The sequence below is a fragment of the Cognatishimia activa genome (assembly GCF_017798205.1).
Lineage (GTDB): Bacteria > Pseudomonadota > Alphaproteobacteria > Rhodobacterales > Rhodobacteraceae > Cognatishimia > Cognatishimia activa_A.
This window is the reverse complement of sequence record NZ_CP060010.1, coordinates 2946716-2963282: the sequence shown is the minus strand read 5'-3', so window position 1 is coordinate 2963282 and position 16567 is coordinate 2946716. Positions and strand designations below refer to the sequence as shown.

Here is a 16567-nt window from a genome sequence, read left to right as displayed (position 1 = left end):
GTGGATGACGCACCTTATTTCGGCAGCATTAACACGTTGCGAACCAAGAGCGGTCTTCTGCCGTGTTTTCTTCAGACAATTGGTGACACGCGCGTGCGGAAAGAGATCTGCATCTTGCCCGCACATGAGGCTGCCAAAGGCTACATTTCGTTGACGTTCGAAGATCTTCCGGTCGCGACGCTAAAACTCAACTGCGACGGAGAGATCCTGCAGGCCAATCGCGCTGCGCGAGGTCTAATAAATGTGGATACCCTAGAGGGCACAGGAATTCGGGACCTGTTTGAAGGCTTGGGTCGGCCACTCGAGGATTGGCTTAAAGAAGTGTCTGAGGGCAGGTCGGACACGTCCACCGAATTCTTGCGTTTAAAAACAGAGTCGCTTGAAGCCTTCCTGCAGGTGACGCTTGGCCAAATGACGGATAGCGACGGAGGGGCTCTTTACGCCGTTCTCAATGATGCGACCGAGCTAAAGACGCTTGAGGCGCAATTCGTACAAAGTCAGAAAATGCAGGCAATTGGACAGCTTGCGGGCGGTGTTGCGCATGATTTCAATAATCTTTTGACAGCCATAACGGGGCATTGCGATCTTTTGCTTTTGCGTCACGACAAGGGTGACGAGGCATTCGCGGATCTGACGCAAATATCTCAGAACGCGAACCGGGCAGCCAGCCTCGTTGGTCAATTGCTGGCATTCTCGCGCAAACAAACATTGCAGCCTGAGGTTAGCCATCTGGAACAGACTCTGGCCGATTTGACTCACCTTTTGAACCGTTTGGTGGGGGATAACTATCGACTGGATGTCGTAAATGGCGATGGCTTGAACGCCATCCGTGTGGATCGACAGCAGTTTGAACAGGTGATCATGAATCTCGTGGTCAACGCACGCGATGCGATGGAAGGGGGCGGGGTCATCACTATCGAAACCGAAAATCTCAATCTGGATAGTGCACTTGTTCGGGATCGCGCAACCGTACCAGTCGGAGAATATGTCAGTGTCGAGGTGCGTGACACCGGGGTAGGGATCCCAGAGCACAAGCTTCAGCAGGTGTTTGAGCCCTTCTATACCTCGAAGCCGGTTGGTGAGGGAACGGGGCTTGGCCTTTCAACGGTCTATGGAATTGTAAAACAGTCCGGGGGATTTATTTTTGTCGATAGTGTAGTCGGCGAAGGAACCACTTTCAGGCTCTTGTTCCCCGCCGTGTCCCCGGAGGTGCAACTCACAACCGAGGATGCCACGGAGCTACCACTCGCATTGTCGCCTGCCGTTGCGGGCACCGTTCTCTTGGTCGAAGACGAGGCGCCGGTGCGGGCTTTTGCTGCGCGCGCACTGCGGATCAAAGGGCTTACCGTTCTTGAAGCTGGGGCCGCGACAGAGGCGTTGAAGATTCTTGAAGACAAGGAACTAAGGATCGACCTTATCGTGACGGATGTCATTATGCCTGGATTGGACGGCCCAAGCTGGGTGAAAAAGGCGCGCGCCGAACGACCAGACACGCCGGTCATTTTTGTCTCAGGCTACGCAGATGGGAAATTCAGTGAAGACAGGCTGAGTATCGAAAATTCGACCTTTCTGCCAAAGCCGTTTTCATTGGCGCAGCTGACCGCCACGGTTGACAAACAGTTAAATCGGGTCGTTGAGGGACTCGTATAGCGAAAAATCTGCGGAATGAACGGTTTGAAGTCTGGTTCGTGTCTCTGCCGAAAGCGTCAGGTCGGCCTGTGAGGACACATTCACCTGATCCAAAGAAATTTCGCGACCTAAACGCTCACTGAGAAAAGCCAACATCCGAGCGGGAGCTTCATATCGAAAAAGATGGGAAACTTGCGTTCCATTGGGACGAGGCTCAAGAAACTTGGCTTGGCTTCCGACGTTGGCAAAAGGCGGGCGGTCGTCGGAAAGATAAGCCTGAACAAATTCGTCGAAACTGATCCCACGAGTAGAGGTGGGTTTCCCGTCAAGAAAACCTCTCTGCCGATAGCGATACCAACTTCCCAACCAACTGACGGGCTCGCGCATGATCGCCATCACATCCATGTGCTCTTGTTTGCATGCTTTCTCAAACATCGGCCTGAAAAACCGATTGTAACGATAGAGCGGCGCGTGCTTGAGTTCCGGAGGATCATTGATGATGATGTCGGCAGATGATCCCAAAGCTTTGGCCAATGCCGTCGTGCCGGTCTTGGGGACCGCGAGGATCACCAGTTTTTCTTTCCAGAAAACAAGCATTTACTCGTCTCATGCCTCGATTTCGAGTGTTTTATCTATCCTGTAAACTAACGCTTAACCCAGATCATAAAAAGTAGAATTGAAATTATTTTCTTGAAATGTTCTTGTTTTGATCTCATAAAGATGAGAACAAGAAGAGAACACAAGCAATCATTGCCGCCCAAGTCTGGGTGTGGAATAAGGAAGTGAACCAATGGCAACGGCAGATTTACTGAACATGAGCAGCAAGACTTCCAACGACAAGCAAAAGGCGCTGGACAGCGCTTTGGCGCAGATTGAACGCCAATTCGGCAAGGGCTCGATTATGAAGCTCGGCGAGGGCAATGCGATCCAGGAGATTGAGGCGACCTCGACCGGCTCCTTGGGCCTAGATATCGCTCTGGGCATTGGCGGTCTGCCAAAGGGCCGGATCATTGAAATCTATGGCCCTGAAAGTTCGGGTAAAACCACACTGACTCTGCATTGCATTGCAGAGGAACAGAAAAAAGGCGGCGTTTGTGCCTTTGTGGATGCCGAACATGCGCTGGATCCGCAATATGCCCGTAAGCTGGGTGTGGATCTCGATGAATTGCTGATTTCGCAACCGGATACCGGTGAGCAGGCGCTTGAAATCACAGACACTTTGGTGCGGTCTGGTGCCGTGAATATGGTCGTCGTCGACTCTGTTGCGGCCCTGACACCTAAGTCCGAGCTTGAAGGCGACATGGGCGACAGCAGCGTGGGTGTCCAGGCACGTCTGATGAGCCAGGCGATGCGGAAACTGACGGGTTCGATCGCGCGGTCAAACTGCATGGTGATCTTTATCAACCAGATCCGGATGAAGATAGGCGTCATGTTTGGCAGCCCAGAGACGACCACTGGCGGTAATGCTCTGAAATTCTATAGCTCTGTGCGTTTGGATATCCGCCGGATCGGCGCTTTGAAGGACCGCGATGAGGTCGTCGGAAACGCGACCCGCGTGAAAGTTGTGAAGAACAAGGTTGCGCCTCCGTTCAAGCAGGTGGAATTCGACATCATGTATGGCGAAGGCATTTCCAAGATGGGCGAGCTGCTTGATCTGGGTAACAAAGCTGGTGTGGTCGCGAAGTCTGGCAGCTGGTTCAGCTATGGCGACGAGCGGATTGGGCAGGGGCGTGAGAACGCGAAGACCTTCCTGAAGGAGAACCCAAAAATCGCGCTTGAGATCGAAGATAAAATCCGCGCCGCGCATGGGCTTGATTTTGATTTGCCTGAGGGTGAAAAAGGTGACGACGAGTTGCTTGAAGGATAGCCCAAGTGCATATCACCCGATCAGAGCTTGATGACCTCTTGCCTGAGATACTGGCCGCTCCAAAAGATGGGGCGGCCGTTTCTATGTTGTGTTCCAGGCCAGGCCGAAATCAACGTGCCTTTCCGGAACAGATGGAATTCACCAAAGAAAACGGCATTCCAGGCGAGCGTTGGGCAACGCAGCCTTGGTTGAAGCTACCAGATGGTAGTCCGGACCCTCAGATTCAGGTCTGCATTCTGAACAGCCGTGTATTGGATGCCGTGTGGCGCGATCGCGAGAATGTTGCGCATCCGGGCGATACGTTCATTCTGGATATGGACCTAAGTTATGAAAACCTGCCCGTGGGGCAACGTCTACAGGTCGGCGATGTGGTCCTTAAGGTTTCTGAAGAGTTCAACACCGCCTGCGCAAAGTGGAAAGTCCGCTATGGGCGCGAGAGTTTTGATTGGATCAATGATCCTGAGAATGTGAAATATCGGCTGCGCGGCATTCTTTGTTCGATTGAAAGCAATGGTGTCATTCGTAACGGAGATATCGTGAAAAAACTCACCGCATAAATACTTGATGCGCAAAACAGTCCACTCGCCTGTGGACACCTTGTTTGGCTAAGGATAAACCCACTTTTGACGTGTGAAACACCTTAAAAGAGCCTACCCATGCCAAGCTTGAACGACATCCGGTCGACCTTTCTGAACTATTTCGCAAAACAGGGCCACGAGATCGTGCCCTCAAGCCCATTGGTGCCCAGAAACGACCCGACTTTGATGTTCACAAATTCGGGCATGGTGCAGTTCAAAAACCTGTTTACTGGTGTCGAAACCCGCGATTATAAGCGCGCGACGACCTCGCAAAAATGCGTGCGCGCAGGTGGTAAGCACAACGATCTGGACAACGTCGGCTATACAGCGCGTCACCATACGTTTTTCGAGATGCTCGGGAACTTTTCGTTTGGGGATTATTTCAAGGATGACGCGATCCCGTTTGCATGGGAATTGATCACCAAAGAGTTCGATATCCCGAAAGACAAGCTCTATACCACGATCTACCACACCGACGACGAAGCTTTTGAAATCTGGAAGAAAGTCGGTGTGCCAGAGGATCGGATCATCCGCATCGCGACCTCGGATAACTTCTGGCAGATGGGGCCGACTGGCCCTTGTGGTCCCTGTACCGAGATTTTCTACGATCACGGCGATCACATCTGGGGAGGCCCTCCCGGTAGCCCCGAAGAGGACGGCGACCGGTTCATCGAAATCTGGAACGTCGTTTTCATGCAGAACGAACAGTTCGAAGACGGCTCGATGAAGGCGCTGGACATGCAGTCCATCGACACTGGCATGGGTTTGGAGCGGATCGGCGCGCTGCTGCAGGGCAGCCATGACAACTATGAAACCGATCTGATGAAGTCGCTGATCGAAGCGTCTGCGGATGCCACATCAGTTGATCCATACGGCGACAAGAACGTGCATCACCGCGTGATTGCAGACCACCTGCGCTCCACGTCCTTCCTGATTTCGGACGGAGTGATGCCGTCTAACGATGGTCGAGGCTATGTCCTGCGTCGCATTATGCGTCGCGCGATGCGTCATGCGCATTTGCTCGGGGCGAAGGATCCTGTGATGCACCGTTTGGTGCCAGCTTTGGTGCAGCAGATGGGCGCGGCATATCCTGAGCTGACGCAGGCGCAAGCGCTGATCGAAGAAACGTTGAAACTGGAAGAAACCCGGTTCAAACAGACTTTGGACCGCGGTCTCAAGCTGCTTGATGACGAGCTCGATGGGCTTGAAGAGGGCGCGCCTTTGTCGGGCGACGCGGCCTTCAAACTCTATGACACCTATGGCTTCCCGCTCGATCTGACACAGGATGCATTGCGCGAGAAGGACCGTGAGGTTGACACCGACGGCTTTGATGCAGCGATGGAAGAGCAGAAAGCCAAGGCGCGCGCGGCTTGGGCGGGCTCTGGAGAAGCTGCGGACAATACGGTTTGGTTTGATGTGCTCGACACAGCAGGCACGACGGACTTCCTTGGCTATGACACCGAAAAGGCCGAAGGGCAGGTTGTGGCTCTGGTGCAAGACGGAAATGTGGTTGACGCGCTGGAAGCGGGTCAAACTGGCTGGGTGATCGTGAACCAAACCCCATTCTATGGGGAGTCTGGTGGTCAGGTTGGCGACACGGGCGTGATCCGTCGTCTGGACAATCGCGATGATGTGTCTCTGGTTCAGGATACGCGCAAATTCGCGGACGGTAAGGTCTATGCCCATAAGGTGCTGGTCGAAAAAGGCACTGTGACCAAAGGCGATCCAGTCGAACTGGAGGTCGATCACGCGCGCCGCACCGCGATCCGCGCGAACCACTCGGCAACTCACCTGTTGCATGAGGCTCTGCGCAATGCGCTTGGTGAACATGTGGCGCAGCGTGGCTCGCTGAATGCAGAAGATCGTCTGCGGTTTGACTTTAGCCACACCAAGGCGCTGTCAGCGGAAGAGCTGACCCAGGTTGCCGATGAGGTGAACGCCTATATCCGCCAGAACACTCCTGTCGAAACCCGCATCATGACGCCGGATGACGCTCGTGACATTGGCGCGCAGGCGCTCTTTGGCGAGAAGTATGGCGACGAGGTACGCGTCGTGTCCATGGGCCGCGCCGATACTGGTAAAGGTCTGGACGGAAACACATATTCCTTGGAGCTTTGCGGCGGCACACACGTCAAACAGACCGGTGACATCGGCGCACTGGTGATCCTGGGCGACAGCGCGTCCTCTGCAGGCGTGCGCCGGATCGAGGCGCTGACAGGCGCGGCGGCTGTGGCGCATTCGCAAGCCGAGGCCGCCAGCCTTGGAGACATTCTTGGGTTGCTCAAAGCACAGCCAACGGACGCCTTGGATCGCGTGAAATCTCTGATGGATGAACGCAAAGCCCTGCAAAACGAAGTCGCGCAACTGCGTCGCGAACTCGCGATGGCAGGTGGCGCAGGGCAGGGCTCTGGTCCGGAAGTCAAAGAGATCAATGGCAAGAAGTTCATCGCTCAGGTGCTGCAAGGTGTGTCGGGGCGCGACCTGCCGGCGCTGATTGATGAACATAAAGCGCGGATCGAATCCGGTGCGGTTCTTTTGATCGCAGATGCCGACGGCAAAGCGGCCGTTGCAGCAGGCGTTACAAAGGACCTAACGGAAGATCTGAACGCCGTTGACATCGTACGCGCTGCGGTGGCTGAATTGGGTGGTAAAGGCGGCGGTGGTCGTCCGGACATGGCCCAGGGTGGCGCCAAAGACACCAGCAATGCTGAGGCCGCGATCAAAGCTGCCGAAGCGCTGCTTTAACGAAAAGGAATTCGCGGATGGTGGCATATGTAATCGCAGGGATTGAGGTCACCAACCGCGAGGATTACCGGACCTACGCCGAACAAACTGTCGCCAGCGCCAAGAAGGTTGGCGGCAGGTTCCTGGCCAAAGGCGGGTTTCAATCTGTGGTCGAAGGTCCGGCACCCGATCGCCATGTGATCATCGAATTCCCCAGCCGCGAAGTCGCTGAATCCTGGTACCAGTCTGACGAATATCAGGCGATCCTGCCGATCGCCCTGCGCAGCTCGAACCGAACCGTTGTGATTGTAGAAGGATACGAATGATGCCCGCGCTCTGGATTGCTCATGTGACCGTTACTAACCCTGAGGCCTATGGCAAATATGCCGAGCTCGCCGGTCCTGCGATCGCCAAACACGGTGGCCATTTCATCGCGCGCGCAGGTCGTTTCGTGCAGCTTGAGGGCAAAGAACGCCCGCGCAATGTGGTCGCTAAATTCCCTGACGTCGACACAGCCGTCGCCTGCTACCACAGCCCAGAGTACCAAGAGGCGCTAAGCCATGCGCGCGGCGCGTCTGAACGCGAACTTATGGTCGTGGAAACCTCTGAGTAGCCTCACGAACCGCTTTCTCCTTAGGATATCTGAAATCGCCTGATAGGCTCCCCCTAGTATGAAAATTAAGGGGGACCAGTGACATGTCACTCGGCGCATTTTCCGTAAGCCTCGCGGTCAAAGACCTCGCGGCCTCAATTAGATTCTATGAAACACTCGGGTTTGAGAGCTTCCATGACGGTAGCGAGCACAACTATGCGATCCTCAAAAGCGGAGAGGCTGTGATCGGCCTGTTTCAGGGCATGTTTGAGGGTAATATTCTAACAATCAATCCGGGCTGGACGCAAGACGCGGCTGCTGTTGATGGCGCGTTCGAAGACGTACGCGATATTCAAAGCCGCCTCCAAGCTGCAGGGATCGACATCCAGACGCCCGCTGATGCAAACGGCACCGCACCGGCCAGTTTCATGCTGACCGACCCCGATGGCAATACCATCCTTTTTGACCAACACGTCGGAAAACCCGACGCGTAAGTCTTTCTCTTGCTGGAAATATCCCGGGGGTGTGGGGGCTGGCCCCCACTTGTCCTTAGACCTGCTTGGACATCCGCTTACGTTCATGCGGATCCAGATAGCGTTTGCGCAGACGCACCTCATTCGGGGTCACTTCGACCAACTCGTCGTCGTTGATATAGGCAATCGCCTCTTCCAAAGACAGGCTCATCGGCGTGGTCAGGCGCACTGCGTCATCAGACCCAGAAGCCCGCACGTTGGTCAGTTTCTTACCCTTCAGAGGGTTCACCTCGAGATCATTGTCACGGCTGTGTTCGCCAATGATCATGCCCTGATAGACCTGTTCTTGAGCGCCGATCATCATCTTGCCGCGCTCTTCCAGGTTCCAGAGCGCATAGGCCACGGACACGCCGTTCTCCATCGAGATCAGAACGCCCGCGCGACGGCCCGGGATCGCGCCTTTGTAAGGGGCCCAGGAGTGGAACACGCGGTTTAGAACGCCGGTACCGCGCGTGTCGGTCAGGAATTCGCCGTGATAGCCGATCAGACCACGCGATGGCACATGCGCGATAATGCGGGTTTTGCCAGCACCCGCCGGTTTCATCTCGGCCAGATCGCCTTTGCGCGCGCCGGTCAGTTTTTCGATCACTGCGCCAGAATATTCGTCATCCACGTCGATGGTGACTTCTTCGATCGGCTCCATTTTCTGGCCGTCTTCTTCGCGCATCAGAACCTGAGGGCGTGAGATCGACAGTTCAAAGCCTTCGCGGCGCATGTTCTCGATCAGAACCCCCATCTGGAGTTCGCCACGACCCGCAACCTCAAAGGCTTCGCCACCTGGTGTGTCGGTGATTTTGATCGCGACGTTGGACTCGGCCTCTTTCATCAGACGATCACGGATCACCCGCGACTGAACTTTCTTGCCGTCACGACCTGCCAGAGGGCTGTCGTTGATGCCAAAGGTCACGGTGATGGTGGGCGGATCAATCGGTTGCGCTTCCAGAGGCTCATCGACCGCCAAGGCACAGATTGTGTCGGCCACGGTCGCTTTGGACATGCCCGCGAGCGAGACGATGTCGCCTGCGGTGGCTTCTTCGATGTCTTGTTGCGCAAGGCCACGGAAGGCTTGGATCTTTGTGACCCGGAATTGCTCGATCTTTTGACCGATGCGGGAAATCGCCTGAACGGTTGCGCCGACCTTAAGTTTGCCGCTTTCAACGCGGCCAGTCAGGATACGGCCCACGAAGGGGTCAGAACCCAGCGTGGTGGCCAGCATGCGGAAATCATCGTCCTGTTTCGCGACCTGGCGCGGGGCAGGGACGTGGTTGACCACAAGGTTAAACAGCGCGTGCAGGTCTTTGCGGGGACCATCCAGATCTGCATCCGCCCAGCCGGAACGACCAGAGGCGTAAAGATGTGGGAAATCAAGCTGATCTTCGTCCGCATCCAGCGACGCGAAGAGGTCAAAACACTCATCCAGCGCGCGATCTGGCTCTGCATCGGGCTTGTCGACTTTGTTCAGAACCACGATTGGGCGCAGACCCAGTGCCAGCGCTTTGGAGGTCACGAATTTGGTCTGAGGCATCGGGCCTTCGGCCGCGTCCACCAGCAGAACAACGCCGTCGACCATGGACAGAATCCGCTCAACCTCGCCGCCGAAGTCCGCGTGACCAGGAGTGTCCACGATATTGATCCGCGTGCCTTTCCACTCCACCGAGGTCGGTTTCGCGAAGATGGTAATGCCGCGTTCTTTTTCCAACTCGTTGGAATCCATGGCACGTTCGGCCACTTCCTGGTTCTCGCGAAACGCGCCAGATTGCTTGAGAAGCTCGTCCACCAGCGTGGTCTTGCCGTGGTCAACGTGTGCGATGATCGCGATATTGCGGAGATCCATGAGTCTGCCCTTGATATGTTCGCGCAGCCCTTAACGCGGCAGTGCAGAAAACACCAGCCCTCTTGCGTGCATAGGCGCTATGTGGTGGCGACTGTGCAGATCTGACATCGCGCTTGTGCATCCCGAGGCATAGACGGTTGGGGCGCACGGTGGCTATACCCCCGGCCAATCACAAAGCGAGGGTCAGATCATGTGCCGTTGGGCCGCATATATCGGGGAACCGATTTACCTGGAAGATATCATCACGAGACCGGACCATTCTTTGGTGGCGCAGAGTGTTGAGGCCACGGAATGCAAAACGACCACCAATGCGGATGGGTTTGGGCTCGCTTGGTATGACGCGCGACCGGAACCGGGACTTTACCGGGATGTTTATCCCGCGTGGTCGGATCCAAACCTGCGGTCATTGGCACATCAGGTGAAATCGCGGCTGTTCCTGTCCCATGTGCGCGCGTCGACCGGCGCCAGCTCCTCGCGCAACAATTGCCATCCCTTTGCCGCGCGGAATTGGACCTTCATGCACAACGGTCAGGTTGGCGGCTTTGAACAGTTTCGCAAGGCCGCCGATATGGCTGTTCCAGACGACCTCTATGGCAAACGCTTGGGTGGCACGGACAGCGAAGTTCTGTTCCTCTTGGCGTTGGGATATGGCTTGGATCACGACCCCTGCGCTGCGCTGGAGCAGTCGGTGGCGTGGCTGGAAAGCCAGAGCCGCGAAACCGGAGAGTCGCCCCATATGCGGCTTTTAGCGGCATTCTCAGATGGGAAAACGCTCTATGCCGCGCGGTATTCCAGCGACCATATCGCACCGTCGGTTTACTATCGGTATAGCGAAACGCGGCGGGGCTGGGCCGTGGTGTCCGAGCCGCTGGAAACCGATGAGGACGGATGGATCGAGCTGGCTCCGGGGAAGATGATTTCGATTACATCTGAAGGGCTTAGCGAAATGGACTTTAATCCAAACCGAGCCGAGGTCGCGGCCTAGGCCTCTAGCTTTTCAGCATTGGTCTCAAACCAAGCCCCAATGCGCGCCTGAAGGTGATCCCAAAGATCCGGCGCGCCTTTGGCGACTTTCCAGCCGACGCGGTCTTCGAGTTGCTGGCGAGAGACCTTGTATTCCACCCAGCTGCCGCCGCCGGTTTCGAGGTTGGCGTTGACGGGCTGCACGCGGTCCACGGATTTCGCAAAAACCGCGTCATCGCTTTCTGCGGATTCAAATTCGTCCCAGAGGGCGCGTAGCTCTTGGCCCTGTGCGTCGGGCAAAAGGCCAAAGATGCGGCCTGCTGCGGCGGCTTCCTTCGCTTCGATGTCAGCAATGTCATGGTCGCCATGGATCGGGGCGTCTCCGACGTCGATTTCCACCAGATCATGGATCAGCAACATCTTTAAGACGCGCGCGACGTCGATATCTGCATGAGCATGTTCAGCCAGGACCCATGCATACATGGCGATGTGCCAAGAGTGTTCGCCACTGGTTTCACGACGCGAGTTGTCGCAGAGTTTCGTGGCTCGGGTGACGGTTTTCAGGCGGTCGACTTCGATAAGGAACGCGAGACGTTTCAAAAAGTCCTGTGAGGGGCTTTCCTTTGTCCATCCAAGTTCCTGAGACGCATAGGCATGGGCTTCGGGGAAGCGGTCGACCAACATACGGGCGCGTCCGGTTTTGAGGTTGTCCTGAACGATCTCGACGTGATCTGGGATTTCCCTTGCGTTGTTAAGGGTTTGAAAGATCGGTTGGCAGGCATCCAGCGCTTTGGCAAACCGCGCGCTTGGGGTTTGCGCGGCTTCAAACTCTTGCCAGATCTCCCGCAAAACCGTGCTCTGAGCGGCCGGCAACATACCAAAAATGCGCGCTGCGGCGGCTTGCTCTGCGACGGCGACAGCCTCCCAGTCGGTGGGGAGGTCAATCGGATGATCGCCCACGTCGATCTCGACAATGTCATGCAACAAAAGCATCTGAATGACGCGCAGGATGTCGACGTCCTCGCCAGCATGAGGCGCAAAGATCAAAGCATAGAGCGCCAGATGCCAGCTATGTTCGGCTGAATTCTCAAATCGCGAACCATCCACGATGTAGCTTGACCGGGTGACGCTCTTCAACTTGTCGATTTCATTCAGAAAATCAATCTGTTGGTCGAGCGTCTTCGTCATCGTGGCGGCTGGCTCCCGAGCATTTGGGCAAGCGTCTTGCGCGCGCGCTCTTCGGCGTCATAGACGCGCACGGCGGTCATATAGGCTTCGTGCAAAGTCGAGGACGAGGCCTCAAGAACCTGGCCGATGGTCTGCACCATATTCAGATCGCCCGTTTCCTTTTGGGCCTTCAGAACATCACGTGCGAGCTTTTCGCCCAGGTTTTCAACGTAGCTCATGGATTACCGCGTGTTCTCGGTGAGACGGCGTTTCACATAGTCGGTGACGTCTCCGATCATGTGATCCATATGCGGTTCTTTAAAGAAGTGGTCCGCGCCTTCGATCTCAGTGTGGGTGATCGTGATGCCTTTTTGCTCGTGCAGCTTGTTCACCAGATTGGTGGTGTCCGCAGGAGGCGCAACCCGGTCGCCAGTGCCGTTGATGATCAGGCCAGAAGACGGGCAGGGCGCCAAGAAGCTGAAATCGTACATATTCGCAGGTGGCGACACGCTGATGAAACCCGTGATTTCCGGACGGCGCATCAAAAGCTGCATACCGATCCAAGCGCCAAAGCTAAAGCCAGCGACCCAGCAATGTTTCGAGTTGGTGTTCATGGATTGCAGGTAGTCCAGCGCGCTCGCGGCATCAGAGAGCTCGCCAACACCTTGGTCATACTCGCCCTGAGAGCGGCCCACGCCACGGAAGTTAAACCGCAGAACGGTGAAACCCATGTTGTAGAAGGCATAATGCAGGTTGTAGACGACTTTGTTGTTCATCGTCCCGCCGAATTGTGGATGCGGATGCAGCACGATGGCAATCGGCGCGTCGCGATCTTTTTGCGGGTGATAGCGGCCTTCAAGACGTCCTTCTGGACCAGGAAAAATGACCTCTGGCATATGTCTGCCTGCCTCCTTCAATAAAGTGTAAAGGTTTCTTGACGAAATCCCTCGGGCACTTTAGAACTATTCTAACTACAGGCCGCTGCGGCCTGCTTCGTTTGGCGTTTTAAGCGGTCTACGCAATGCGACGACGGAGGTCAACGAATTCGCGCGAGGAATTGGGGCTATGAAACTCTCGACGAAGGGACGCTACGCGGTCGTAGCCCTTGCGGATATTGCGTTGCAACCCACTGAAAAACTTGTGACTTTGTCCGAGATTTCCGAGCGTCAGGATATTTCGCTGGCCTATCTTGAGCAGCTTTTTCTGAAATTGCGCCGTGCTGAATTGGTGGACTCTGTACGTGGGCCCGGTGGTGGCTATCGTTTGGCGCGGCCAACAGCCGAGATTCGGATTGTGGATGTGCTGGCGGCGGTGGATGAAACCGTGTCGGCACTGCACACGGGGGCGGGGGCCTCTGGTGGGCAATCGGGCTCTCGGGCGCAGTCCATGGCGAACCGTTTGTGGGAAGGCCTTTCGGCGCATGTTTATGTGTTCCTGCACCAAACCCGCCTGTCCGATATTGTGGAAAACGGCCTCGCGCCATGTCCGGCAGTGCCGTCCTTGTTTGCGGTGGTGGATGAGGACTGATGCGCGCCTATTTAGACCATAACGCCACGACGCCGCTGCGTCCTGAGGCGCGGGAAGCGATGATTGGGGCGATGTCCCTCATCGGCAACCCCTCTTCGGTCCATTCCGAAGGCCGGGCGGCGAAATCTGCCTTGGAAAAGGCACGTCAGACGGTGGCTTCGGCCTTTGGCGCGGATGGGGCGGAGGTTGTTTTTACCTCGAGCGCTACAGAGGCCGCGTCTTTGGCGCTTCAGGGGCGAGATATTCTTGGTTGTGATGTAGAGCATGACGCGGTGCGCGCTTGGGTTGCGGATGTGCATTCCCATGCGGTGGATAGCACGGGCGCCGTCACTGTCATCGATCCCAGATCATCAACATTGCAACTTGCGAACTCCGAGACCGGCGTGATCCAGTCATTGCCGCAGGGCCTGTCGGTGACGGACGCGACGCAAGCCTTTGGTAAACTGCCTGTGGCCTTCAATTGGCTGGGCGCAGATATGGCGATTGTCTCGGCGCATAAGCTGGGCGGCCCCAAAGGCATCGGCGCTTTGGTGATGAAACGCGGCATTGATCTTGAGGCGCGCCTGAAAGGCGGCGGTCAAGAGATGGGCCGTCGTGCAGGCACCGAAAATATCATCGGTGCTGTGGGGTTTGCGGCGGCAGCCGAGGCCGCACAGCGCGGTATCGAGCGCGGCATTTGGTCTGACATCGAAAAATTGCGCGATTTATTGGAAGAGACCATTGAAAGCGCAGCAAATGAGACAATTTTTGTTGGGAAAGGTGCAAACCGCCTTCCCAACACAAGTTGTTTCGCCGTGCCCGGGTGGAAGGGCGAGACACAGGTGATGCAGATGGATCTGGCGGGCTATGCGATTTCGGCAGGCTCGGCGTGTTCGTCGGGCAAGGTCAAAGCCAGCGCCGTGCTGCAAGCCATGGGATATGACGCAACCACAGCGTCAAGTGCGATCAGGGTAAGCCTTGGTCCGCAGACAACAGAACAAGAGGTCATGGGGTTTGCCAAAGCTTGGCTGGCTCAATGGCAGAAATTCCGCGCCCGCGCGGCGTGATTGAAGGAGACGCAGATGGCCATTTTGGACCAAGACGTAAAAGAAGGTGTCGATCAAGAGACCGTGGACGCGGTGCGCGAGGTCGGCGGCGCCTATAAATACGGTTGGGAAACCGAAATCGAAATGGAATACGCCCCAAAGGGTCTTTCCGAGGACATCGTGCGTCTGATTTCTGAAAAGAACGACGAACCTGAGTGGATGACTGAATGGCGTCTTGAGGCTTACCAGCGTTGGTTGTCCCGCGAAGAGCCCGATTGGGCGATGGTCAGCTATCCTGAGATCGATTTTCAGGATCAGTACTACTATGCGCGTCCAAAGAGCATGGAAGAAAAGCCGAAATCCTTGGACGACGTGGATCCTAAGCTCCTGGAAACATATCAAAAGCTCGGCATTCCTCTGAAAGAACAGATGATTTTGGCAGGCGTTGAAGGCGCTGAGGATGCGCCAGCTGAGGGCCGTAAGGTTGCGGTTGATGCGGTCTTTGACTCGGTGTCTGTGGGCACGACGTTCCAGGCGGAACTCAAGAAAGCGGGCGTGATTTTCTGTTCGATCTCTGAGGCGATCAAAGAGCATCCTGAGCTGGTTAAGAAATACCTTGGCTCGGTCGTTCCGGTGCAGGACAACTTCTATGCGACGCTGAACTCTGCGGTCTTTTCCGATGGATCCTTCGTTTACATCCCACCGGGCGTGCGGTGCCCGATGGAACTGTCCACCTATTTCCGCATCAATGCGGAAAACACCGGTCAGTTTGAACGCACGCTGATCATTGCGGACAAGGGCTCTTATGTGTCCTACCTCGAAGGCTGTACTGCGCCGCAACGCGATACCGCGCAGCTGCACGCCGCTGTGGTTGAGATCATCATCGAAGAAGACGCCGAGGTGAAATACTCTACCGTTCAGAACTGGTTCCCAGGGGATGAGAACGGCAAAGGCGGCATCTATAACTTTGTGACCAAACGCGCAGATTGCCGTGGGGATCGCGCCAAGATGATGTGGACGCAGGTGGAAACCGGCTCTGCCGTCACTTGGAAATATCCTTCCTGCATCCTGCGCGGCGAAGAAAGCCAGGGCGAGTTTTACTCGATCGCGATTGCCAACAACCACCAGCAGGCCGACACCGGCACCAAGATGATCCACCTTGGTAAAAACACCAAGTCCCGGATCGTGTCCAAAGGCATCTCGGCAGGCGTTGCGCAGAACACCTATCGTGGTCAGGTCTCGATGCACCCCAAGGCCAAGAACTCTCGGAACTATACGCAGTGTGACAGCTTGCTGATCGGCGACAAATGCGGGGCCCATACGGTGCCGTATATTGAGGTCAAGAACAACTCATCGCGCGTCGAACATGAGGCGACCACTTCCAAGGTTGATGACGAGCAAATGTTCTATTGCCGCCAGCGGGGCATGGACGAAGAAGAGGCGGTCGCGCTGATCGTCAACGGCTTTGCCAAAGAGGTTCTGCAAGCGCTGCCAATGGAATTTGCCATGGAAGCTCAACAGCTTGTGGCAATTTCGCTTGAGGGGTCTGTGGGCTGATGGAAACCATTCAAGCCCTTATGCAACAGAGCCTCGGCGTGGGTGTCGGCATGATGGTCGGCAGCCTCATCGGCCTTGGGATCCGCAAACAACGCGGCAACACCGAAGGGCTGATTGGCGGCTCTGTCATCGTCACATCGGGCGTCATCGGCTTTGTTTGTCTGGCCGTGATGATGCTGATCACTTGGATTGGAGGATCGCTATGATCGTCAGCACGACCAATACAATCGAAGGTCATCAGATCGTCGACTATCGCGGCATCGTGGTGGGCGAAGCCATCATGGGCGCGAATGTTGTCCGCGATGTCTTTGCGAGCATTACAGATATCGTCGGCGGCCGGTCTGGTGCCTATGAAAGCAAGCTGCAGGATGCGCGGGACACGGCACTTCGCGAGCTGGAAGAGCGGGCCATGGCCAAAGGCGCGAATGCGGTCGTGGGTGTGGATCTGGACTATGAGGTCATCGGACAATCCATGTTGATGGTCTCGGCTTCGGGCACTGCTGTGGTGCTGAAATAATGTGGCGAAGCGCGCTTTTGCCGGCCTGCACGACAGGGGCATTCTGCGCGGTTT

18 protein-coding genes are annotated in these 16567 nt (G+C 56.0%); 13 read left to right on the top strand and 5 right to left on the bottom strand.

Annotated elements, in window-relative coordinates; all coding sequences use genetic code 11:
• Positions 1-1650: an ATP-binding protein gene (locus tag HZ995_RS14675; RefSeq protein ID WP_209356401.1), complete on the top strand. Its 1650-nt coding sequence runs from the start codon at positions 1-3 to the stop codon at positions 1648-1650.
• Here the strand turns inward: HZ995_RS14675 and HZ995_RS14670 are convergent.
• A complete protein-coding gene (locus HZ995_RS14670; protein ID WP_209356400.1) occupies positions 1621-2226 on the bottom strand; it encodes a gamma-glutamyl kinase in 606 nt (201 codons plus the stop codon). The two genes, HZ995_RS14675 and HZ995_RS14670, sit on opposite strands and share 30 nt — an antisense overlap.
• A gap of 193 nt (positions 2227-2419) precedes the next feature.
• On the opposite strand from HZ995_RS14670, the gene recA reads away from it, so the two are divergent.
• From recA to HZ995_RS14640, 6 genes are all read left to right on the top strand, one after another.
• Entirely contained in the window at positions 2420-3496 is a 1077-nt protein-coding gene (recA, locus tag HZ995_RS14665) for a recombinase RecA (protein ID WP_209356399.1), read from the top strand.
• A 5-nt stretch (positions 3497-3501) separates the two neighbouring features.
• A complete protein-coding gene (locus HZ995_RS14660) occupies positions 3502-4053 on the top strand; it encodes an MOSC domain-containing protein (RefSeq protein WP_209356398.1) in 552 nt (183 codons plus the stop codon).
• A gap of 99 nt (positions 4054-4152) precedes the next feature.
• Entirely contained in the window at positions 4153-6819 is a 2667-nt protein-coding gene (alaS, locus tag HZ995_RS14655) for an alanine--tRNA ligase (protein WP_209356397.1), read from the top strand.
• 17 nt (positions 6820-6836) lie between these two features.
• Positions 6837-7124 (top strand): DUF1330 domain-containing protein, encoded by a 288-nt coding sequence (locus tag HZ995_RS14650; protein ID WP_209356396.1) that lies wholly within the window; start codon positions 6837-6839, stop codon positions 7122-7124.
• Positions 7124-7411, top strand: coding sequence for a DUF1330 domain-containing protein (locus tag HZ995_RS14645; protein WP_209358285.1), 288 nt, complete (start codon positions 7124-7126; stop codon positions 7409-7411). Before HZ995_RS14650 ends, HZ995_RS14645 begins: the two co-directional genes overlap by 1 nt.
• Positions 7412-7494: 83 nt before the next feature.
• Positions 7495-7884: a VOC family protein gene (locus tag HZ995_RS14640; protein ID WP_209356395.1), complete on the top strand. Its 390-nt coding sequence runs from the start codon at positions 7495-7497 to the stop codon at positions 7882-7884.
• Between the two features lie 55 nt (positions 7885-7939).
• Here HZ995_RS14640 and typA read toward each other — a convergent pair whose 3' ends face one another.
• Positions 7940-9757 carry a translational GTPase TypA gene (typA, locus tag HZ995_RS14635; RefSeq protein WP_209356394.1) on the bottom strand — a complete coding sequence of 606 codons (1818 nt, stop codon included), beginning with the start codon at positions 9755-9757 and terminating at the stop codon, positions 7940-7942.
• Positions 9758-9947: 190 nt separating this feature from the next.
• Here typA and HZ995_RS14630 point away from each other — a divergent pair, with 190 nt between their 5' ends.
• Positions 9948-10742, top strand: a complete 795-nt coding sequence (locus HZ995_RS14630) for a class II glutamine amidotransferase (RefSeq protein WP_209356393.1) — start codon at positions 9948-9950, stop codon at positions 10740-10742.
• Here HZ995_RS14630 and HZ995_RS14625 read toward each other — a convergent pair.
• From HZ995_RS14625 to HZ995_RS14615, 3 genes are read right to left on the bottom strand one after another with little or no spacing between them, the layout of a single operon-like run.
• The gene (locus HZ995_RS14625; protein WP_209356392.1) at positions 10739-11908 is read right to left on the bottom strand and encodes an HD domain-containing protein; all 1170 of its coding nucleotides are present in this window, start codon (positions 11906-11908) and stop codon (positions 10739-10741) included. The two genes, HZ995_RS14630 and HZ995_RS14625, sit on opposite strands and share 4 nt — an antisense overlap.
• Positions 11905-12126 (bottom strand): hypothetical protein, encoded by a 222-nt coding sequence (locus HZ995_RS14620; protein WP_209356391.1) that lies wholly within the window; start codon positions 12124-12126, stop codon positions 11905-11907. Before HZ995_RS14620 ends, HZ995_RS14625 begins: the two co-directional genes overlap by 4 nt.
• Before the next feature lie 3 nt (positions 12127-12129).
• On the bottom strand, positions 12130-12783 hold the full coding sequence (locus tag HZ995_RS14615; protein WP_209356390.1) for an alpha/beta hydrolase: 654 nt from the start codon (positions 12781-12783) through the stop codon (positions 12130-12132).
• A gap of 169 nt (positions 12784-12952) precedes the next feature.
• On the opposite strand from HZ995_RS14615, the gene HZ995_RS14610 reads away from it, so the two are divergent.
• The 5 genes from HZ995_RS14610 to HZ995_RS14590 are packed head-to-tail and all read left to right on the top strand — an operon-like array spanning position 12953 to position 16513.
• Complete coding sequence (locus HZ995_RS14610; protein ID WP_209356389.1) at positions 12953-13414, top strand: Rrf2 family transcriptional regulator; 462 nt, start codon at positions 12953-12955, stop codon at positions 13412-13414.
• Positions 13411-14460 carry a cysteine desulfurase family protein gene (locus HZ995_RS14605; protein WP_209358284.1) on the top strand — a complete coding sequence of 350 codons (1050 nt, stop codon included), beginning with the start codon at positions 13411-13413 and terminating at the stop codon, positions 14458-14460. Before HZ995_RS14610 ends, HZ995_RS14605 begins: the two co-directional genes overlap by 4 nt.
• Positions 14461-14475: 15 nt before the next feature.
• On the top strand, positions 14476-15996 hold the full coding sequence (gene sufB, locus HZ995_RS14600; protein ID WP_209356388.1) for a Fe-S cluster assembly protein SufB: 1521 nt from the start codon (positions 14476-14478) through the stop codon (positions 15994-15996).
• Entirely contained in the window at positions 15996-16202 is a 207-nt protein-coding gene (locus tag HZ995_RS14595; protein WP_209356387.1) for a hypothetical protein, read from the top strand. The genes sufB and HZ995_RS14595 overlap by 1 nt, the downstream gene beginning before the upstream one ends.
• Positions 16199-16513 carry a heavy metal-binding domain-containing protein gene (locus HZ995_RS14590; protein WP_209356386.1) on the top strand — a complete coding sequence of 105 codons (315 nt, stop codon included), beginning with the start codon at positions 16199-16201 and terminating at the stop codon, positions 16511-16513. The genes HZ995_RS14595 and HZ995_RS14590 overlap by 4 nt, the downstream gene beginning before the upstream one ends.
• Positions 16514-16567: the final 54 nt, after the last annotated feature.